Raw genomic sequence first — 21,889 nt, forward strand, 5'->3', positions numbered from 1 at the left:
AAACAGGTGATAGAAATCACCTGTATGAGAAAAACGCTGCTATATGAAAAGTGTATGGTACTCCGTTTAGTATCCAGGATTTTGTTTTAGGTTTTTGTTGGCATTCAGCACCGTTTCCGGAATTGGAAACAGGTTAACATGTGCGCTGGCATCGGCCGGATGAAAACGGAAAGCGCTGTTATAAGTTCCAAACCGGATCATGTCCTGACGGCGTGTTGTTTCAAAAAACATTTCACGGCCACGCTCTGCCAAAAATGTTTGCGCTGTCATTGTGGTGTATGCGTCCACACCGCCGTGCTTTGTCCGGATCTCGTTTACCAGTTGCAATGCTGTTGGATGGTTCCATGCGGCATTTTTACGTGCAACTGCTTCGGCTTTGGTCAACAAAATATCAGCATAGCGAAAGATGATCCAGTCGTTGCTCAACTGGCCGGTCATGCCGCTGTAAAACTGGTATTTTCCAACACGGGCTCCCGATTGGCGCCAGGCACCGGGCTGCAATTCGTTTACAAACGGCGTGAAGTTGATTTGCGCACCATCAGGGTCGGTTGCGTCGGCAGCACCATCAGTAAGTGGTGTTACGCCATCCGAACGGAACTGAGGACCAACAATAAAGTTAACCAAACGCTTATCTACAGTACCGGTTGTCGCTGTACCTTTCGCATCTAGACCCACGACGGTTCCCTGCGGCCCGGGGTTTTGTGCAGGATCAATATAAGAGTTGTAAAACTCCTGAACGCTGGCCCAACCATTCCAGGGCTGGCCACCCATTTTATAAGTATCCTGGCTGCCCATGTGCAGGGTCATGTGCGGCAGTTGAAAACCTGTAGCCTGGATTTCGTCGTAAGGGATGACCCAGATCGCCTCTGTGGAGTTGCGGTTTTCTTTGATGAAGTTATCGCGGTAATTGGCCATCAATGTATACTTGCCGCCATTGATCACTTCGTCGCAAGCCGCAATCGCTTTATCCCATTGCGCCGTACCGGTGTATACTTCGGCATTGAGGTACAGTTTGGCAAGTGCCGCCTGTGCGGTGTAGTAGTTTACACGACCATAGGTAGCATTATCAGCAGGACCTGTTTTCTGCAGATCGCCCACTACTGCCAACAATTCCTTTTCAATGAAATCGTACACTTCTTTGCGGGTGTTGTTGCTGGGCGGTGTAGTATTTTTAAAGTCAGTGCTGATGGGTACATTTCCATACATATCGAGCAGCCAGTAATAATAAATAGCCCGCAATGCCTTCAATTCGGAAACAAACTTTTTTGCAGAAGGCTCGGTGGACGGCTCCAGTACCGACAGTACGCGGTTGCAGGTGTTTACGCCTTTAAACAGGAAGTCCCAGGTGCCTGCAATTTTTGGATCGTTGGGCCTGTAGGTGTGCAGCTTGAGGCGTACCCAATGGCCGCCGTCGCCCCAGTCCGGGCCACGTGTAGGCACTACTATCTCATCGGACGGAACTTCCTGAAGGCACATGATGTTTCCATCCGAACCAAAGCTGCCATACAAGTTTGTGTATGCTGCGGCGATAATGGATACTATTTCGGCGTCGTTTTGCCCAAAGTTATCAGAGGTAACCCGGTCATACAGCAGGTCCTTTTCATCCAGCTTGGTACAAGAAGTAGCCAGCAATAACGCAATGAAAAAATAATTTCTGACGGATAAGATCTTCATATCAAACAGTTGATAAATTTTAGTTTAAAGCTTCAGGTTTACGCCCAATGTAAAAGCGCGGGTACGTACCCATGAGTCGCGGGTGTCAACACCGGGAGCCAGAATGTTGCCGCCGTAGCTGTAGCGTACTTCAGGATCAACACCAGAGTATTTGGTAATTACAAAAAGGTTCTGCCCGTTGATAAAGGCACGCATTCCTTTTACAATCCGGTCGTTGCCAAAATTGAAATCGTAACCCAGTGTGGCGTTGTCCAGCTTTACAAAAGATGCATCTTCTACAAACAGGCTGCTGAAGTTTTGACCAGCCTTCAGTTCAGGATTAAAGTATTTGGTTTTAACTACGTTGTAGCTGGAGATTACAGTAGGTGTTGCATTCTCAAAAAATGCACGGTAGGTATTCACCAGGTCATGACCAAATGAGCCGCGTAAAAAGAAATTCAGATCAAAGTTTTTATATCTAAAAGTGTTGGTCCAGCCGGCTTCAAATTTAGGAAGGCCATTGCCGATCTGGGTTTTAAAGGCATCACTTGTAGTAGGCTTGCCGGTACCGTCATCAAACAGGTATTGACCATTTGCATCTACGCCGCGGAAAATAGGCCCCCAAAGAATACCAATCTTTTCACCTTCTACCGCCCTGGTAATTTGTGTAGCTTCCTGACCAGGAGAGCCTAGGTTAGATGCTCCGATTACATTGCCTGCCAGGTCCTTGTTCAGAGAAGCAAGCTTAATGCTGTAGGTAGAAAAGTTGGCCGAAGTGTTCCAATCAAAAGCACGGTTTCTGGAAACATCATATGACAACAACACTTCTACACCTTTGTTTTCCAGTGTACCAATGTTCATCCAACGGCGGTTGGTTGGGTACGGCGGCACCGGCACGTTGGCGTTGAAAAGAAGGTCGTTGGTATTGCGGTTGTAATAATCAACGCTACCGGTAAAACGGCTATCAAACAAGGAGAAGTCCAGGCCAATATCAAACTCGCCTTTCTTTTCCCACTTCAGATCGGGGTTGTCGTTTTGAGTAGGCTCGTATGAGGGGCCAAACACACCATTGTTGGGAAAAGAACGACCGGTTGAACCGTACAGGAATAAGGACAGATAAGAACTGGGAGGAAGTGCACCGGTAACACCATAACTGGCCCGGAGTTTCAACGAGTTGACCGACGGAATATCTACTAGGCGGTTGATATCCAGACCGGCACTTACCGCAGGGAACATGCCCCACTTGTTGTTGGTTCCAAATTGAGTAGATCCTTCGCGGCGCAAGCTGGCCGAAAGAAAAGCCAGGTCATTATAGTTCAGGTTTAACCTTCCGAAAAAGGCTACCAGGCGAGAACCATTTTTATAGCTCGAAGTTTCGGCACGGCCGTTTTTAAAGTCCAGTGCGCTGGCAATGTTTTCCGCTACGGCATCGGTCAGGAAGTTGCCGGCACGGATCAGGAAGCCTTTATTTTCAAAATCCTGGTACGAATAACCCGCTACTGCAGATACATTCAAACTGTTCATCAACCTAGTATCGTAGCTCAGGGTGTTTTCATATAGCCGGTTCAGGCTTTCGTCATCCTGCTTCTGGGCAAGACCATTGCGTGTAAAGCCGCTGCCGCCAGAAAGCAAACGGGTATCAAATGAAGTTTTAGGGAGATACGCCCAGCCATAGAAGCTGTTGCTTTGCTGTGCGTAGCGGGTCATAAATTTCAGTCCTTTTAGGATTTCGTATGTACCGGACATGTTGAAGTTCAGCCGCTTGTTTTCGCCTTTGTTGGTGTTTTGCTCCAACACGGCTAGCGGGTTGGCGTATTCCACAAAATTTTGCTCAACATATCCACTACCAGTCAGGTTTAAAGTAGGATCAGTGGTGCGCAGCGGCGCTGTTGGGTTAAAAATAGTGGCGTACTGGAAGGCGCGGTCAAAACCAAACTTTGAGTCGCGGCGGGTGGCCGTAACATCGAGGGTCAAAGTCAGCCGGTCTTTCAATGTTTTTTGCGAAATACCAAAGTGTCCGTTCAGCTGGTTGAAACCTGTATTGATGGCCACTCCCTGACTGTTGCGGTAGTTAACCGAAGCAATGTAGGAAGTTCCGTTCCCGCCTCCAGAAAGCGACAGGTTGTGTATTTGCGAGATGGCAGTGCGGGTTATCTCTTTATTCCAATCCGTTTCGGCACCCAGGTCTTTACCGCCAGCAGCCTTATACTCCTGAGGGGTCATGTGTGCAGTGAACTCCGCAGGCTTTTCAGCCGTAACGCTACCGTTATAAGTCAACGTTGGAATGCGGCCTCCACGTTTGGTAGTGATGATGATCACACCTGAAGAACCGCGGGTACCATAGATTGCAGCCGAGGCGGCGTCTTTCAATACATCAATGCTTTGGATGTCGTTGGGGTCCACTGTGTTGATGTCGGCGCCCACTTGTCCATCCACTACCACCAACGGCGAGGTGTTGGCACCAAGGGTAGACAAACCACGCAAACGAACAGTAAAGCCACCATTGGGGTTGCCGCCCGGACGGGCAATGGACAAACCTGCCACCTTACCTTGCAGCAGCTGTGCCACATCGCTGATATTTCCTTTATTAAATTCTTCTGCGCTTACCGTAGCCACTGCGCTGGTTACTTCCTTTCGGCGCTGGGTACCATAACCCACTACCACTACTTCGCCCAGGTTACCATTCTCATTGGTCATTACCACCGGAATGGATGATTGTGTTCCCACCGGCATTTCGCGGGGTGCAAAGCCTACAGATGAAAATACAAGCACAGATTGCTGACCGGCCACATTTATAGTGTAATCGCCGGTGGAACCGGTAATGGTGGTATTACGGGTACCTTTCTCCATTACTGTTACGCTTGGAATGCCTTTGCCCAGGCTGTCAGTAACCCTGCCCGTAATCCGGACCTTTCCGTCGCCCTGTGCGTGTAGGGATTGTGTACAATAAAATAACAAAAGGGAACAGAGCAGTACAGCAGCTCTTGCAAGGCTTGCTTTTTCAAATAAGAAAAAACGCCTCAAGTGGTACTTGATCGTTGGGTTCATTTAGCAAACAATTGTTGATGATGTAGATGGCTAATACAGGCTGCGCACAGCGAAGAGCAGCAACGCCTTTAACTGTTGTGAAGAAAGCAAATCTTTAGCGAGCCGTTTGGACATTACGTTTCATTTATTATTCAAATTGTCTCATTATATACAACCACCAGGCATTGTGCTAATGCAATCGCATCAGTGAATAGTAACCTTAACTTCGACAACATTGCTGTGTTTAATAAAACACGGATCGCTGATTAAAACAGCACAACAAATGGTATCTACTTAAATAGAAGTGACTCCAGCAAACACAAAAAAGGCAGCATTGCTGCTGCCTTTTACAATTTAATGTTCGCTTTAAGCTCTTATTGCGCTAACGGACGGATCCAAATGTTGCGGAACGAAATGGGCTCGCTGGGATCACCATGGTCCTGCAACTTGATCGGTGTCGGTCCGTGCTTCACATACTGCGGCTTGCCGATGTAGCGGGTTTCGCCTAATATTTCCACGTTGTTTTGCACTAGCACCCCGTTTAAAAATGCGGTTACCCGTGCAGGCGTTTTTACGCTGCCATCTTCGTTAAAACGTGGTGCGGTCCAAGCAATATCGTACACATTCCACTCGCCGGGAGGCCGCACGGGGTTAGCTAGCGGAATGTGTTGTTTGTAAATAGAACCTACTTGTCCGTTTACATAGGTTGGGTTGTTATAACTGTCGAGGATCTGAATTTCATAACCGCCATCGCCTTTGCCATAAGCCGACAGGAACAACCCGCTATTACCACGGCCCTGACCTTTACCTGTAATATTGGTGGGCACCTGCCACTCGAGGTGCAGTTGGTAATCGGTAAATGCATCCTTGGTTTGGATATTACCAGTTCCCTTTTTTACCGTCACCACGCCGTTGGCAACGGTCCACAGAGCGGGCTTCAATGTATCTCTGGTGGATACCCATTTATCCAGGTTTTTTCCATCAAACAGTATAACGGCATCGGCTGGCGGCGCCACCAGCACCGACTTTCCGGTGTTCACCATTTTGGGCACCGGCTCCCAGATTTCTGTTTCTTCGGGTTTAGTTTGGGCTCCTGCGACCATTGAGGTTGCCAGCGCCATTGTCATCAATGCAAGTGTACGATTCATACAGCGTTCGGGGCGTTTAAGGTTGAGTATTGTTAGGCAAATATTTAGGCAGACAAGTTAAGGTTTGTTTGTGCATCAGGCGCTGTTAAACCGCCGGTTTTTGCAAAACAAATGTGGCACCTGCATTATTTCAGCGTATTGATCCAGGCGGCAATGATGCGGGCATCGGCTTCAGGCACATGTGGCATGGGCGGCATAGGCGTGGCATAATCGGGCCAGTTTTGCGGCTGGGGATTATGGATCAATTGCACAATTTTGTTCACGGTGTATTTGCGTTTGGCCACGTCTTTAAAGGATGGACCAACCTGGCGCTTGTCAGCATTGTGGCAGGCATTACAGGTATGTTTTGCCAGCAATGGTTTTACATCTGCAAAGGTTGGCGCTTTCGGTGCCGCGGTAGCCGCCTTTGAAGGTGCAGGTTTAGCTGCGGCTGGCTTTGCCGAAGGCTTAGCAGCAGGCGTTGCCGGCTTGGCTGCCGAATTTCGGGTAGTCATTTCCGTTACCGACAGCTTAGCACCTTCCGGGATAGCATTCAACGTATAATAAGCAGTTGGGTGCACCAGCGAAAAATGTGTTTCTGCATCGCGCAGCCCTTCCAGTGTAATGGTGTGCACATAGTACGGCCGCAGGCCATCAACCACAATGCGGGCCCGCAGGCCATCAGGTGAAACTTTAACGCCTTTGACCTGCAGTTTTTTCCCATTTACGGGCGGCGAGCCATACACCGAATGGTATTTGTAGATATAACTCTCTACGTTGTATGAAGCTAAATCCTCGGCGTATTTACGATCAGCGGGGCGGGTAAATTCAATTTCAAAACCATCCGGCATGGCCCGAACGGCTCGCATTTCAAAAGGCACTTTGCCGTTCCAAACAAGCCGCTGCAGCCCCTCGCCTGCTTCACCTGCCGAGCCCCATCCGCGGGCAGTTTCGCCGGCAAAAAGCGACCCGTCCTTACCCCACGCCAAGCGCACAATTCCGCTTTGAAACCCGCTACGGAACTCGATCGCAGCTCCCTGATACTCGCCATTCACCTTTTCCATAAATACGCGGCTCAATTTGCTTTGGCCCTGGTCGCCCACCAGCAGCTGGCCAGCAAAAGGCCCAAAACTGCCTTCCGGAATTTTTACAATTTCGGAATTGGATATGCCCAGGATGCCGTGCGGCAGCCACACTGCGGGCAACTGCAACTCAGGAATTTTGCTTTTCACCTGGTATTCAGAAAGGAATGTTTCATTGACAATGTTCTCCGGCTTTACCGGCCGGCCCGCCTTGTTTACATCATTGCGCATGGGCACCAGCGAATAAATTTGATCTTCTTTCAGCTTGAGCGGCGAGTTGGGCAGCGAGGTCCAAACAAGACTTGCCGGGTGCCCCATGAATGCACCTTTTTTCACGTGCATAATCGAACCTGAGCCAACCCAGTCGCCCTGGTTGTCGGTATAGAAAAGTTCGTCGTCGATCATCGAAATGCCGCATGGCGAACGCATGCCTGCAGCCCAGGGTTCTACGCTGCCATCGGCGCCGATCTTAAGCGTCCAGCCACGCCAGGGCACCATGCTTTTGGGATGCCACCAGGTGTCGGGGAAACCAAGATTGAGGGTGACAAAAAACTTTCCATCGGGGGCTATTTTCGGCCCAAAACTGTATTCGTGGTAGTTGCCCGAAACCGGCCAGGCGTACACGGTTTCATACAAGTCTGCTTTGCCGTCGTGGTCGGTATCGGTTAGTTTGGTGAGCTCGCCGCGCTGTGCGCAATACAGCGAACCATCTTTATAAGCCACGCCCAATACCTCGTGCATGCCGGTGGCAAATTTTCTGAAAAATGGTCGCTGGCTGGTGGGATTTTCTACGATAAAAACATCGCCGCGGCGGGTGGTCAGCGCCAGGTCGCCGTTGGGCATGGTACACAGGCCGCCCACTTCCAGCAGGTTGCCTTCAGGTACAGGCACCCGCATGATCTTGAAGTAATCATCTTCTTTGGCCGACTCGGCCTGAGCAGCTGCCTGTCGGTTTGTACCCAACAGTGCTGCAAGTGCCAGTAAACAGGCACTAGTTTTTTTAAATAAATACGTTGACATGAATTGCATGGTATGAAAGCAATGAATGAAGCAATAAGAATGTGTGGTTAGCGCAAATTTCGGTTGTGCCTGTCTGTTAAAACAGCAGCGCATATTTTACGGTCGATTTCAGCGGCAGCAAAAACTCTTTGCCATTCGCACCGTCGCGGATAAGCGGTGTTGCGCCACCTGCATCATCTATGCGCAGGTAAGCGGCCTTGTCGCCCACCAGGTATAACCCTTTTGATACCTCGGTAAAATTGGTGCCTTCGGCGATGCGCACATACAGATTAGCCGGTGCATTTTCTACCATGATGGTGCGTTGCAGCTCATGCCCATCGGCACTTACGCGGGGTGCATCCTGAATAAATGCGCCATGCGTTTGTATGCGAAAAGTGGGGCGATCGTCACGATCTACGGCATAACCTTTCGAAGCAAAATTGCTGCCGGTAGAATCTTTCGGCCATGCGGCACCGTTATCCTGCAGCACGGCAAAAGCCGGTTTGGGCAAACCAAAGTTTAAGATAGAACCGGTAGCGCGGGAAGATCCATCGCCACGCGAATGCCACATGGGCGTAGCATCTAAAAAGCCGCCGCGCCATGCTTGCACGATGGCACCATTGTCCAGATCATAAGTGTAATGCAGCCCTTCGGCCGAACCTATATTGATGGCATGCGTAACCCGGTAATTTCCGGGCAAATCCACAAAAGATCGGAGCATCGTGTTTTTAGTTGCCTGCACCAAGATTGGGTCAACAGGATCGGCGGCACTCAGCCCCGATTCGCTCAACAGCGTTTCGCGCAGGCCCGGACCCGAAATAGAAAATGACAGGGCAGGTTTGGCCCAGTCGGCAATTTTTGCATAAACCAGTTCCACCTGGTGATTGCCAGCACTCAGTTCCGTGCTGTTGCCGCCTTGTCGTTCACCAAAAGGAATCACTTCTTTTCCGTCGATCTTCAGCATGCCTTTAGCACCGGGCGCTGCCAGCCGAAACGAATATTTGCCTGCCTTTTCCACCGATAAGTTACCAGTATAGGCCACCAAAAAATCGTTGGCTAGTGTAGTAACGGCAGCAGAAAGTTGCAACAAATTACCTGTTGCCAATGGTGTGGTTTGGGTGGCCTGTGCAGGGTTTTCGAACTGGCCTTTGTACACCGAATATTTAAGCCCGGACAGCACCGGTTTAGTCACATCGAATTTGTTGACCTTAATGTTGCGGAATGCAACCGCACCATGATCGCCCTGGATGCGGATGGGTCCGGTGGCTACTTCGTTGTTCTGCATAGCGCCACGGGTGGGGCCGGACAGTTCAACATCTTCGTGTATCGTTACACCGTTTAATGACAGCGAAAGGATGCGTGCATTCTGGATCTTTTTACCCGAAGCATCAAAGCGGGGTGCCTGGAACGAGATCCGCATTTTTTGCCACAAGCCCGGTGCTTTGGATACGTTTTGTCGCGGTGCATGGCCTTCGTAGCCCTTTTGTCCATCAGGTTTGCTGTCATCCCAACGCTGGTAGATGCCGCCATTGTCCCCAGCCTTCGGCTGTGTTACACCCCATGAATCGAGCAATTGAATTTCATACCGGCCCTGCAGGTAAATGCCCGAATTGGAGCCCTTTGCCATCAGGTATTCCAGCTCGATGTCGGCATCGCCGTGGGTAAGGTTGGTAAACAGGTCGGCGCCGTGCTCTTTGTTGGTAGGAACATTTACCAGTACACCGGTCCCATTGGCTGGCTTCAGGGCATTGGCTGCTGCCAGGTCGGCCTGCACATCGCCTGCAATGCGCCAGGTTTTGGAGGAAGGCTGAAAAGCGGAAAGGTCATTTAAGGGCAGCGCCTGCTGGGAAACAGCATTGAGGCTGGTGAACAAAAAACATCCGCACACCAATCGACGCGATCCCATCAGGATTGCTTGTGGTAAAGGCATAGGTTCTGTAAAAAAATCTTGCTTTTGGGAGACCTGACTTTTACCCAAATCCTCTTGGGAAAACCCGGCAATTTCCGACTTGTACTTTAATAATTTAGAACGGAGAACGTTGCTATTCATAATGGCAAGGTGGTTAAAAAGCTTGGTCGCTATTTTACATTCGTGATCGGAAACACTATTCGTCGAATGCAGTTTAACTGCAACAAAAACAACTATTTACGCCCCGGAAAGTTAATGGTCTTTGGTGAAAGGCACTTATAAATCTGTATCATTCTTTCGGCAAAATGTCTCATTTTTTTACACCCATTTCTGAATTCGGGCCCGTTTACAAAACCTTATATTTGTTGACCACCAACGATACTTGCAATTTATGATACGCGTTTTGCTGCTTGCCGTGGTTCTCGGCGTGCTGGTACCCGCCGGTGCGCAACAGCCGTATTTCCGCCACTACGGAATGGAGCAAGGCCTATCAAATAACAAGGTGATTTGTGCATTGCAAGACAGCCTTGGCTTTTTATGGTTCGGAACTAGGGACGGATTGAACCGGTTTGACGGCTATCATTTTAAAATCTTCCGCAATCGTCCGGGCGATACCACTTCCATTGGAAACAATTACATCCAAAGCCTCCAGTTTATTCCGGGGATTGGATTGTTGGCGGGCACAAGACAGGGCATATACCGGTTTGATGGCACAACGGAAACATTCGAACGCCTGGTAAAGCAGGAGACCGGCAGCGTGTCTAATATTGCCGCAACCAAAGATGGCGACTTATGGTATATTTCGGAAAAACGGCTCAAGCGTTTTTCAGTCAAAACTGGCGACATCACCGTATTTGGTAATCTACAGTTGCCTGAACCAACCGCTGTTTGTACGCTTGCAGATGGCTCGATTTGGGTTGCTTCCGAAATCGGCAACATCTACCAATTTCAACCCGGCAACAATTCTTTTACTGCCTACAATTTGTTTCAACATTCCAGAAAGGCTGCATCATCCCGCATCGTTACACTTTTTGGCACGGCCGATACTACATTGCTGGTGGGTACGGTAAACCAGGGCGCAAAGCATTTTTCACCCAAAACAAAAACCTATCAGGATCTATTGGGCTTTGCCTCAGACAACACGGAGTTGTATGTGCGGGATTTTTTACAAATCAGCCGGAAAGAATACTGGATCGCTACTGAAAAAGGCATATTTATTTACAATACAGAAACTAAAAAATACCAGCAACTGCAAAAAGGATTTTCCAATCCATATTCTCTTTCAGACAATTCTATTTACACGCTTTGCAAAGACAATGAAGGCGGGATCTGGGCCGGTACCAACTTTGGCGGACTCAATTATTTTCCACGGCAATACACGCCGTTCCAACGGTTTTTTCCCGGCAGTATGGAGCATGCACTAAGCGGGAATGTTGTACACGATATAACGGGCGACCGCTTGGGCAACATTTGGATTGGCACCGAAGATGCCGGCTTGAACAAATGGAACCCAGCTACAGGAAAAGTTACCTACTACCAGCCCGGCACCGGCAAAAATGGCATTGCTTATTCCAATGTGCATGGTTTGCTGGCTGTGGGCAATGAGTTGTGGGTGGGCACCTACGAGCACGGACTTGATGTTCTGGATATTCGCACAGGCCAAGTGCTGCGGCACTATACCAGCGGCAGTGCACCCAATCAGTTTTCAAGCAATTTTATCGTAACTATTTACCAAACCAAGTCCGGCGAGATTTTGATTGGTACCTGGAACGGGCTGTTTCGATACCGACGCAAAACAGATGATTTCGAGCTATTCCAGGACTTTACCGGCCAGGTACAATCGTTGGGCGAAGGACTTGACGGGACGCTTTGGATCTGCACACTGGATAATGGCATCTATTTTATAAAAAAAGACGGCACCCGGGGTAATCTCCGGTACCACGAAGGAAGGGAGGGCTTGGCAAGTAATACGGTTCATGGTCAGTATCACGATCCACAAGGCTATGTTTGGTTTGCAACCGAAAATGGGCTCAGCCGTTTTCAGCCACAAACCGATCAATTCAAACATTACACCACGCGACAGGGTATGCCGGATAATACGGTGTACCGGATTGAAGCCGACAGGGATGGAAAGCTATGGACCACTACCACCAATGGAATAGCCAGCCTTGACCTGTACAATGGCCAAATCAGGACATATACCACGGCAAACGGATTGTTGAGTAACCACTTCAACTTTAATTCCAGTTTTCAAGACGGCGAAGGCCGCATTTATTTTGGCTCAGTTAAGGGTTTGATATCGTTTAATCCCGCAACCTTTTTGCGGGAAACCTTTAAGCCTCCACTATTTTTCACGCAGGTTCGTATCAACGACGGTAAAGAAGAAAATAAAACGGTAGCGCATGGCGCACCGCTAATGTTGCACGGACAAAAAACACTGGTACTGCAGCACAATCAATCCACACTCAGCATCGACTTTGCAGCGCTATCTTTTACGGCGCCTGAGATGACAGAGTACCGATATAAAATGATAGGGCTGGAAAGCGACTGGACCCTTCTAAAAACGGCTCGTACACTATATTTCAGCGCTTTGCGTCCGGGCAGTTACACGCTGCAGTTGCAAGCGCTTGACCCATCCGGTTATGGGGTATTGGCGCAAAAAGAATTGCACATTACAATTGAGCCGCCATGGTGGGCCAGCAGTTGGGCGTATCTGGGTTATTTTATGTTAACCATTACGCTTATCTGGATGGCGCTGCACAAGTACCATCAGGCTACACGCAAACGAGCCTTAAGAAAAGTGGAACTAATGTCGCTGCAAAAAGAAAAAGAATTGTATGCGGCAAAACTCGATTTTTTCACAAACGTGGCCCACGAAATACGCACACCCCTTACGCTGATTAAGGGACCATTGGAGCGGGTACGCCGTAAAGTTGGCGAACTGCCCGATCTGCGCAACAGTCTACGCATTATGGAACGTAACACCGAACGGCTGATTGAATTAACCGGCCAGTTGTTGGATTTTCAAAAAGCAGAAGCCCGCGGATTCAGGATTCAATTTCAAACCACCAATATTTCGGAATTACTAGAAGATCATTTTGCCAATGCCAAAGCAATGGCCGAAGACAAAGCAATGGACTGCAGTTTGCACATGCCTGCCAATGCTTTACTCACCGGGGCCGATACCGAAGCGTTGAATAAGATCTTTGCAAACCTGCTGAACAATGCAGTTAAATATGCCGAAAAAAGATTGGTGGTTCGACTGGAACCGGCCCAACCGGATCCGGCCCATTTTTCAATCTATGTTGAAAATGACGGTCCACTGATTCCTGAAGGAATGCAGGAAAAAATTTTCGAGCCGTTTTTTAGGTTGCCGAAAGATGCCCGCATTCCCGGTTCGGGAGTAGGGCTGGCATTGGCACGGTCGCTGGCAATGCTGCATGGGGGCAGTTTGGAGTTGGTACTGCACCACCAACACAATATTTTTCGGCTGGTGCTTGCCTATAATCATTCGGCACACCTGGTGCAAAAAACAGTATCGATCGATCAGCAAAATGAAATAAACAGAGCACCAATGGTGTAATCCCTAACAGAGAACATCAAAGATAAGGGGATAACTTTCATACTAACTGCGAAAGAATTAGAGGCGAACATTTATCAGCAATTGTAAAAAGGTACACATGAAGCCATCCATCCTGATTGTTGACGACCACGAGGAGATTTTGGAATTTTTACAGGAAGAACTTGCCGAACATTTTACAGTACGTGCCTGTAGAAATGGGCTGGATGCGTTGCAATTGCTGGAGCAAGAGCCAGTTCAGCTGGTAGTCAGCGATGTAATGATGCCGGGGATGGACGGTTTTGAATTGTGTAAAAAGATAAAAGGGAATTTTTCTTTTAGCCATATCCCGGTGGTACTGCTGACGGCACAAAACACGTTGCAATCAAAGATTGAAGGGTTAGAAATGGGCGCTGATACGTACATCGAAAAGCCGTTTTCGCCAGCACACCTGCAGGCGCAAATATCAAGCCTATTGCGCAACCGAAGCAAAGTACAGGAGTATGTAGCAATGGCACCGTTAGCGCCGGTTCATTCCGGCGGTCATAGCAAGGCAGATCAGCTTTTCCTGAAAGCGCTTAACGAATCGATTGAAACACATCTGGGAAACCCGGATTTTGACGTGGAAGAGTTGGCCCGCATGCTCAATATGAGCCGCCCCACTTTATACCGGAAAATAAAAGAGTTGTCAAGTGTTCCACCTTCCGATCTGATTAATATTACAAGGCTGAAAAAGGCCGCATCTTTAATGAATGAGGGGTCACTAAAGTTGTACGAAGTTTCTTATATGGTTGGCTTCCATTCACAGAATAATTTCTGCCGCAATTTTCTCAAACAATTTGGCATGACGCCGAGCCAATACATGTCGCAAGCCGCAAGTAAAAAAACAACGCCTGCAAAAAAATCAGCTTAAAAAAAGATGGCCAAAGCGTCACGACGTACGTTATTTTATCAACCTGATATTCAGCTGCGAAATAACGTGAACGACTAACCGCTTTGGCCGCTTGAAAATTGTGACTGTGTTACTGCACCGCAGTATTAAACGTCACATCCACATCCGACGATGACTTGGGACTGTCCCACGCATCCTGTGCGCCTTTGTTGGGCGGGTTGCCGCCGTAGTGGCGCAACACCACACGCAAGTTGCCGGTGCCGGCAGCGCCGGTGGTGATAAAGCCGGTAGTGCCCAGCGGAATGCCATTGTCATCGTTGTTCAAGCCAGTAACTTGGATATTGCTGCCAGCAGAAGGCAAGTAATAAATGCGGTGGGCATCGCCTTCTTCATCCACTTCGCCGGTAATATCGGCTGCGGGATTCTTGGTTTTGTCCAGCAGTTCCAGCTCAAAATGATACATGGTATTGGGCGCCAGTACTACGTTTTGCTGGGTGGGTAGATTGCCTCCGGGGCCATCCGGGTCGTCGATGCTAAACACGACTGGGTTGCCACCACCGGTGTGGGGCGTCACTTTCAGGTTTACGGTAGTGATTACTTCCTCATCGTTGTTTTCGCCATCCGAAGCCTTGCTGCATGCGGTGAGCAAAACCGGCGCTGCCAACAGCAGCATCGACCAACTCTTCATTGTTTGTTTCATCATGATCAGGGTTTGTTTTAAAAAATGTTTGGAATGATGGTAATGAACGGCAAGTGCCGACGCAAAGCGGTCATCCACTTTACCGAGTAAAAATTTTGGAAAAATGGGCTTACCCTTTGCCCGCACCAATGGGCACTTTCAGGCGCAGCTGCACGTTGCGGCCCATTTCATCGGTAAAAAACCGCAGGTAGTTCAGGTAATCGCGGTAGCGTTCGTTCAGCGCATTGCGTACGCTGATGCCCAGGCCCACCGGCACCGATCCGATGGTAATAGTGGTGCCCGCATCAATATGGGTTAAAAAGTAGCCCGGTGGCGGCGGTGCATAGTCTTGCTTGCCACCGGTTTCGTCGGGCACCCGTGTTTGACGCCACACCTGCTGGGCTTCAATCATCAGGTAAGTGGCACTGCGTTTAGCGCCGTCTTTAAACGTATAGCGCAACGAAGATGCCAGCCGGTCGGCGGGCATGCGAATCAGCCAGTCGGCCGTTTTCTTATTTTTTGCCCGCAGCAAATTGTATTGCCCGGTCCACTCCCACTGCGCCGCCGGTTTCCACCAAAAAGAGGCATCCATCCCTTGCAGTCGCGCATCGGTTTGCGCAAAGCGCAGTGCCTGGTACACACCCGAAATGGTCACTACCGGCTCGCCGGGCAATGGTTGCTGGTAAATAAATTCCTGGATGTTATTTTGGTACAGCGACAACTCGCCGCCCAACGTACCCTGGCGGTTGGTAAAACGCTGGCCCAGGTGCAGGTAAACGGATTGCTCCGGTTTTAAACTAATATCGCCGGTTTCAAATGTGGCGGTGCCCTGGTGGACGCCGTTGCTCAGCAACTCGTTTATGTGCGGCGCCCTGCTCGACAGCGTTGCCCCACCCGAAACACGCCAGCCATCGGTGATGCGGTAACCACCACCCAGCGAAGCAGCAAAGGTGTTGAAATCAAAATCGTAGCGGGCAAACTCGGCGCCGCCGGCCCGCAACCGGTTCGATTGAATGGCACGGCTGTCGAACCGCAACCCACCCTGCAAGTCTAAAGCGTTGTGGTTCCATTTGGTGATATAGTATCCGCCCCAGTTCTGCGCTTTGTAAGCCGGGATGTAATATCGGCCCGAATAACTATTGGATTGCTGCATGGCCAGCACGGCTGCGGTGTGCTGCCACGGGCCTTTGCGCGGCGCCTCCCAGTTCAGCTCCTGCTGCAGCGTGCCGATGGTGAGGTGCATTTGCGGCCCACGCCGGCTGCTGCTCCGTACCACGTCAAACTCCTCGCGGTCGTTGAACTGACCCGAAAGCAGCAGCGAAAATTTATGACCCGACACATCCACCACCGTTTTCGATTTCAACAGGTGGTGCACCACGGCCTGGTATGGCCGGGCAATGTCAAAACTTTGTTGGCCGGTAAAGGTGGGATCGGGTTTTACCGCATTCAGGGCCTGCTCAAAATCGGTGGTGTTGCCGATATGGGCGCCGGTGAACAGCCCGAGTTCTGTTTGGAAATAAGAGTAAAAAAGGTCGGTTTGGAAATGGTGCCGGCGATAGCCTCCCGCTATGGAAAAATTACCTTCCCGGCTGGCTGTGTTGTTCAGCCGGTAATCAGGCGTAGCCACATTGCCGCTGCCTTTCAGGGTGCCTTGCAAGCGGTAATTAAATCCATCCCATTTTTGGCTGGCACCTTCCCACACCCCCGAAACAACGCCCTGGCGGTTGTTGGTGCCATACACCGCATTTACTTCACCACTATTGCCATGGGCTTGGCGGATGGGTTTGGGTTCCACCAGGATAATGCCACCAATGGCGTCGGAGCCATAACGCAACTGGTCAACACCGGTAACTACGGCAATTTTACCCGCGATAAAAGGATCCACTTCCGGGGCGTGTTCGTTGCCCCATTGTTGGCCTTCCTGCCGTACGCCGTTGTTGATGGTTAAAATGCGGTTGCCGTGCAGCCCGTGAATGATGGGCTTGGCAATGGTGGAACCAGTTTGCAACAGGGTCACGCCATTGATCTTTGCCAGCGCATCACTAAAGGAGCGGCCACGGGCTTCTTCCAGGGCCGTGCCGCTTACCTCGGAGCGGGTGCCGGCCAGGGGCACATTGCGCTGCGCCGCCACGGTTACACCTTCCAGCACCGTACGGCTCACCGGCATATCAACATCGAGGTGGGCTGTGCCCTGCAGGCCTACGTACCGCACAATGGTATCGAACGACACATGGGAAATGCGCAATGTATAATGACCGGCGCAGAGCGCATCAAAACGAAAATCGCCTTTGCTGTTGGTGGTGAGGGTGCGTTGGAGTTCCAACAACTCCACGGTGGCGCCGGCCAGGTTTTCGTGGCTGGCAGAATGGTGCACATGACCGGTAAGCGAACCGGCGCACACCTGTGCCTGAACAAGGGCAGCTTGCCCCACAAAGAGCAGCAACAATAACTTTTTCACGGAAGAAAAGTTTACACAGAAAAAAAGGTGAAGCAACGGGAAGGCTTACCCCTGGGGCGGTCCACGGCTTTGGGCGCTGGCATAAAAGCCGGCAGCCGGGTCTGTGTAAAAAAATGGTATTTCGGAAGAGTGGTACACTACCTGCGGAGCGGGCAGTTGCACCGGGTTGGCACCAGTATAGGGCGATTCGGCGACCTGGTGGTCAAAGCCACATTGAAAGGTTGTAGCGCTGATCCATTTACCCTCACCTGTAAACCCATAACTCACATCGCTATGGCCGGCCAGCGCATCGTGCAGGAACTTTTTGGGCGTGCTGCCCAAAAGCGCCACTGCCAGCAGCAGCATTGCAACAATAGACCGTATGGTGCCAGGTGTTTTCAAAAATGTGGTTTCATTGATTGAAGCGGTATGCTAAATATACGCCATCAGTTTGGGGTGTTCCTAAATTGGTCCATATCGGTGATGGAACACCAAAATTAAAGGAATGCAACTAAGTTGCAAAAACAAAATCGGGTTAATTCGGGAAGGTTAAAGCTGGAAGCATCCACAAGATGTTGTTAAGCCATCTTAGTTAGTCGAAACGAGCAATTTTTATCTGGCCTAAGGCCTATTTTTGCAGCCTGCATGTCGCTATTTATTGCTTCGCTCAACTCGGGCTCCAACGGTAATTGTTATTATGTGGGCAACGGCACAGAAGCCGTGCTGGTAGACGTGGGCATTTCGTGCCGCGAGGTAGAAAAGCGCATGAAAGACCTGGACTTGCCGCTGAGCGGTGTCAAGGCTATTTTTGTTTCGCATGAACATACCGATCATGTCCGCGGCATTTCGCGGCTAGCCAACAAATGGCGCCTGCCCGTATACAGCACCAAGGCCATGCGCCGCAACGGCGGCTTTTGGGTAGATGCCGAACTCGTGTGCACCTTTACAGCCCACCAGCCGGTAACCGTTGGCGGCTTGAGCATTACGCCTTTTCCCAAATTTCATGATGCTGCCGACCCGCACAGTTTTATCGTGCAGGGCAATGGCGTAACGGTAGGGGTGTTTACCGACCTGGGCCGCCCTTGCGACCAGCTGGTGCGCCATTTCTCACAGTGCCATGCGGCGTTTCTGGAAAGTAATTACGACGAGGAAATGCTGGAGCGGGGCAATTATCCGTATCACCTCAAAAAACGCATCCGCGGCGGCGACGGGCACCTGTCGAACAAGCAGGCGCTGGCTATTTTTATACAACACCGGCCGCAACACCTGACCCATCTGCTACTGGCACACCTGTCGAACAACAACAATCACCCGCAACTTGTAGCCGACCTTTTTGCCCCCCATGCCGGCAATGCACAGGTAGTGGTTGCTTCCCGGTTTGCTGCTTCTCCCCTGTTTGAGATCAGGGCCGAAGGAGCTGCAGCGCCGCTTTTCCGCGGCAGCATGCCCGAAGTGCAACAGCAACAACAGCTGGCGCTGTTCGATTGATGGGCATTGCACAAGTACTTTCTTAACCTACTTATCCGGCCGGAGTACGATTCAATCTTGGTTTGCATTTACAGTTTGCGACCTATGGGTTGAACGAGCATGTTCGCTTTTACCGTATTTCACTGCGCAGCAATAGCTTGGGCATAAAAAAAAGTCCCGGCGGAAACCGGGACTTTATCAACAAATACTTTGCTATTACTTTTTAGCGCCAGCACGCTTAGCGGTTGCTTTTTTAGCAGTCGCCTTTTTTGCGGTGGTCTTTTTAGCTGCAGCTTTTGGAGCGGCTTTCTTAGCAGTTGCTTTAACGGCCGCTTTTTTTGCTGTGCTTTTTTTGGCAGCAGCCTTAGGGCCTGCTTTTTTCGCTGTAGCTACCGCTTTTTTGGGCGCTGCTTTTTTGACAGCAGCCTTTTTAGCGGTGGTTTTTTTTGCAACTGCTTTTGGAGCAGCCTTTTTTGCTACGGCTTTTTTAGGCGACGCAGACTTAGCCGCGGCCTTTTTTGAAGTTGCCATGTTTGTTGAATTTAATGGTTAGTAAAAAACGGATCTAGGCAAAATTAAGCGCAAATGCCCAGCTTCCAAAGTTTTTTACAACCATCATGCCAGTTAGGCAGAAACAGCAACAGGCGTAACCGAAACAAAAGTACGGTCGTGCTTGCCTTTGCGGAATTCAACAGTACCGGAGGTCAGTGCGAACAGGGTCCAGTCTTTACCTACACCTACGTTGCTGCCGGGGTGGTAGCTGGTGCCACGCTGACGTACAATGATGTTACCGGCAATGGCTGGTTGACCGCCATAGATTTTAACGCCCAAGCGCTTGCTTTGCGAGTCGCGGCCGTTCTTTACACTACCTTCACCTTTCTTATGTGCCATGGTGATTTAGAATTTTGAATGTTTTAAATCCGAAATCCGAATCCGTTTCGGATTTCGATATCCTGTTTTCGGATTTACTTAAGCGATGTCCGCAATGCGGATCTTGGTGTACTGGATGCGGTGTCCTTTTTTCTTACGGAAACCCTTGCGGCGCTTTTGCTTGTAAGCAATCACCTTGTCACCCTGCACATGGTTCAGGATTTCGGCCTGTACTTTTACGCTAACTGCGCTGCCAACCGACAGGTTGCCATAGGCGTCAGCCAGGAGCACTTCACCGAATTCTACTTTATCGCCAGCGTTGCCACCTACGTGGGGCACGTACAAAGTCTGGTCTTTTTGCACCTTAAACTGCTGGCCGGCTATTTTTACTATTGCGAACATAACGGTTCAAAAATTAGGACGGCAAAAGTAGTGAGAAATAAATTACTGACCAAGGAAAGCAGGAGAGAATTTCGGATTTCGGATTTCGGATTCCGGATTTAACAACACACTGCCGCTTTTTAGAAGGTATTATTTACCGTGTTGAAGCTAAAATCCAAAATCCGCAATCCAAAATCGTAAATCATAAATCCCTTCCTACCTTGCAGCCAACTTAAGAACGAAATGAAGGTTAAATCATTGCTGGCCAAACCACTTGCCTATTTTGTGCATAGCCAGGTAAAAAAAGGGGCGCAAACCGCCGTTCCCGACCAGGAGGCCTTGTTTAAAAAGCTGGTTGCAGCTGCTGCCGATACCGAATTTGGCCGCGACCACAAGTTTGCCCAAGTGGCTTCCCACGCCGATTTCAGGCAGGCTGTGCCCATCCGCGACTACGAGGGCCTCAAACCTTATATTGAAAAAATTAAAAGCGGTAAGCACAATATCCTCTGGAAGGGCAAACCCATTTATTTTGCCAAAACCTCAGGCACCACCAGCGGCGTAAAATATATACCCATTACTAAGGAGTCAATCCCCAACCACATCAACTCGGCACGCAATGCGCTGCTGTGTTATATGGCTGAAACAGGCAACACGGCTTTTTCGGATGGCAAAATGATTTTTCTGTCGGGCTCGCCGGTGCTGGAGCGCATTGCCGATATTCCCACGGGCAGGCTCAGCGGCATCGTAAACCACCATATTCCCAAATACCTGCGCACCAACCAGCTGCCCAGCTACGAAACCAATTGCGTGGAAGACTGGGAAACCAAGCTCGACCGCATTGTGGGAGAAACCATCGACCAGAATATGACCCTGATCTCGGGCATTCCGCCCTGGATGCAGATGTATTTTGACCGGCTGGTAGAAAAATCTGGCAAAAAAATAGCCGACCTCTTCCCTCAGTTTTCGGTGATGGTGCATGGTGGCGTCAACTTTCAACCTTATGCCGCCCGTTTGTTTGAAACCATTGGGCGCAAGGTAGATGCCATTGAAACATTCCCGGCATCGGAAGGCTTTTTTGCTTTCCAGGATACGCAAGATGGCGAAGGACTGCTGCTGAACACGGCCAGCGGTATTTTCTTTGAGTTTGTGCCCGCCGCAGAAGTTTTCAACGAGGCCCCCACGCGGCTTACCCTGCGCGATGTAAAAGTGGGTGAAAACTATGCGCTGATCATCAACAGCAATGCCGGCCTTTGGGGTTATAATATTGGTGATACGGTCAAATTTGTGTCCACCGATCCCTACCGCGTGGTGGTGTCGGGCCGCATCAAGCACTATATCTCCGCCTTTGGCGAGCACGTAATTGGCGAAGAAGTAGAAGCGAGCCTGCTGAAAGCGGCGCAGGAACACGGCGTGCCCATTACGGAGTTTACGGTGGCGCCGGTGGTAGATGGCGGCCGGGGCAAAAGCTACCACGAGTGGCTCATTGAATTTGGCAGCGATCCCGCCGACTTGGCCGGATTGGCCCAAAAAATAGACGATAACCTGCGCCAGAAGAATATTTATTACGACGACCTCATCCGGGGCAACATCCTGCTGCCGCTGAAAATTTCGGTGGTGCGCAAAAACGGTTTCATTGATTATATGAAATCGGTGGGCAAGCTGGGTGGACAAAACAAAGTACCCCGCCTGAGCAACGACCGAAAGATTGCAGATGCGCTAAAACCTTGGACCGAGCCGAGTTGACAGTAAGCAGTTGATAGCTGAAAGTCGGTGGTTGGTAGCGGCTCGAAAAACGGCCTATCCTGTA

Annotated in this window: 15 protein-coding genes; 5 read left to right on the forward strand and 10 right to left on the reverse strand. The window is 50.0% G+C overall.

Going from position 1 to position 21,889, the window contains the following annotated elements; translation table 11 throughout:
- Positions 1-66 precede the first annotated feature (66 nt).
- The 5 genes from EPD17_RS15675 to EPD17_RS15695 form a co-directional block, all read right to left on the reverse strand.
- A complete protein-coding gene (locus EPD17_RS15675) occupies positions 67-1,674 on the reverse strand; it encodes a RagB/SusD family nutrient uptake outer membrane protein (RefSeq protein WP_132055547.1) in 1,608 nt (535 codons plus the stop codon).
- A gap of 24 nt (positions 1,675-1,698) precedes the next feature.
- Entirely contained in the window at positions 1,699-4,503 is a 2,805-nt protein-coding gene (locus EPD17_RS15680) for a SusC/RagA family TonB-linked outer membrane protein (RefSeq protein ID WP_240040643.1), read from the reverse strand.
- Between the two features lie 551 nt (positions 4,504-5,054).
- Entirely contained in the window at positions 5,055-5,828 is a 774-nt protein-coding gene (locus EPD17_RS15685; RefSeq protein WP_132055549.1) for a 3-keto-disaccharide hydrolase, read from the reverse strand.
- A gap of 125 nt (positions 5,829-5,953) precedes the next feature.
- On the reverse strand, positions 5,954-7,909 hold the full coding sequence (locus EPD17_RS15690; protein WP_240040644.1) for a c-type cytochrome: 1,956 nt from the start codon (positions 7,907-7,909) through the stop codon (positions 5,954-5,956).
- Between the two features lie 76 nt (positions 7,910-7,985).
- The gene (locus EPD17_RS15695) at positions 7,986-9,818 is read right to left on the reverse strand and encodes a family 16 glycoside hydrolase (RefSeq protein ID WP_165929632.1); all 1,833 of its coding nucleotides are present in this window, start codon (positions 9,816-9,818) and stop codon (positions 7,986-7,988) included.
- A gap of 370 nt (positions 9,819-10,188) precedes the next feature.
- Between EPD17_RS15695 and EPD17_RS15700 the strand changes: the two genes are divergently transcribed.
- Both EPD17_RS15700 and EPD17_RS15705 read left to right on the forward strand, forming a co-directional pair.
- Entirely contained in the window at positions 10,189-13,380 is a 3,192-nt protein-coding gene (locus tag EPD17_RS15700) for a two-component regulator propeller domain-containing protein (protein ID WP_132055552.1), read from the forward strand.
- 97 nt (positions 13,381-13,477) lie between these two features.
- Positions 13,478-14,269 (forward strand): response regulator transcription factor, encoded by a 792-nt coding sequence (locus EPD17_RS15705; protein WP_132055553.1) that lies wholly within the window; start codon positions 13,478-13,480, stop codon positions 14,267-14,269.
- A 109-nt stretch (positions 14,270-14,378) separates the two neighbouring features.
- Here the strand turns inward: EPD17_RS15705 and EPD17_RS15710 are convergent, their stop codons facing one another.
- The 3 genes from EPD17_RS15710 to EPD17_RS15720 all read right to left on the reverse strand — a co-directional run bounded on the left by EPD17_RS15710 (position 14,379) and on the right by EPD17_RS15720 (position 17,766).
- On the reverse strand, positions 14,379-14,951 hold the full coding sequence (locus EPD17_RS15710; RefSeq protein ID WP_132055554.1) for a hypothetical protein: 573 nt from the start codon (positions 14,949-14,951) through the stop codon (positions 14,379-14,381).
- Positions 14,952-15,057: 106 nt separating this feature from the next.
- Complete coding sequence (locus EPD17_RS15715; RefSeq protein ID WP_165929633.1) at positions 15,058-17,385, reverse strand: TonB-dependent receptor; 2,328 nt, start codon at positions 17,383-17,385, stop codon at positions 15,058-15,060.
- A gap of 45 nt (positions 17,386-17,430) precedes the next feature.
- Positions 17,431-17,766: a hypothetical protein gene (locus tag EPD17_RS15720; protein WP_132055556.1), complete on the reverse strand. Its 336-nt coding sequence runs from the start codon at positions 17,764-17,766 to the stop codon at positions 17,431-17,433.
- 243 nt (positions 17,767-18,009) lie between these two features.
- Here EPD17_RS15720 and EPD17_RS15725 point away from each other — a divergent pair, with 243 nt between their 5' ends.
- Together EPD17_RS15725 and EPD17_RS20115 are read left to right on the forward strand one after the other, a co-directional pair.
- Positions 18,010-18,852 carry an MBL fold metallo-hydrolase gene (locus EPD17_RS15725; protein ID WP_132055557.1) on the forward strand — a complete coding sequence of 281 codons (843 nt, stop codon included), beginning with the start codon at positions 18,010-18,012 and terminating at the stop codon, positions 18,850-18,852.
- Positions 18,853-19,105: 253 nt separating this feature from the next.
- A complete protein-coding gene (locus tag EPD17_RS20115) occupies positions 19,106-19,384 on the forward strand; it encodes a hypothetical protein (protein ID WP_175580756.1) in 279 nt (92 codons plus the stop codon).
- A 71-nt stretch (positions 19,385-19,455) separates the two neighbouring features.
- Here EPD17_RS20115 and rpmA read toward each other — a convergent pair whose 3' ends face one another.
- Together rpmA and rplU are read right to left on the reverse strand one after the other, a co-directional pair.
- Positions 19,456-19,722, reverse strand: coding sequence for a 50S ribosomal protein L27 (gene rpmA / locus EPD17_RS15735; RefSeq protein ID WP_114236271.1), 267 nt, complete (start codon positions 19,720-19,722; stop codon positions 19,456-19,458).
- Positions 19,723-19,800: 78 nt separating this feature from the next.
- On the reverse strand, positions 19,801-20,103 hold the full coding sequence (rplU, locus tag EPD17_RS15740) for a 50S ribosomal protein L21 (RefSeq protein WP_132055558.1): 303 nt from the start codon (positions 20,101-20,103) through the stop codon (positions 19,801-19,803).
- 222 nt (positions 20,104-20,325) lie between these two features.
- On the opposite strand from rplU, the gene EPD17_RS15745 reads away from it, so the two are divergent.
- Positions 20,326-21,825 (forward strand): GH3 auxin-responsive promoter family protein, encoded by a 1,500-nt coding sequence (locus EPD17_RS15745; RefSeq protein ID WP_132055559.1) that lies wholly within the window; start codon positions 20,326-20,328, stop codon positions 21,823-21,825.
- Positions 21,826-21,889: the final 64 nt, after the last annotated feature.

It is taken from the genome of Pseudocnuella soli, assembly GCF_004347775.1.
Classification (GTDB): Bacteria; Bacteroidota; Bacteroidia; order Chitinophagales; family Chitinophagaceae; genus Flavisolibacter; species Flavisolibacter aquaticus.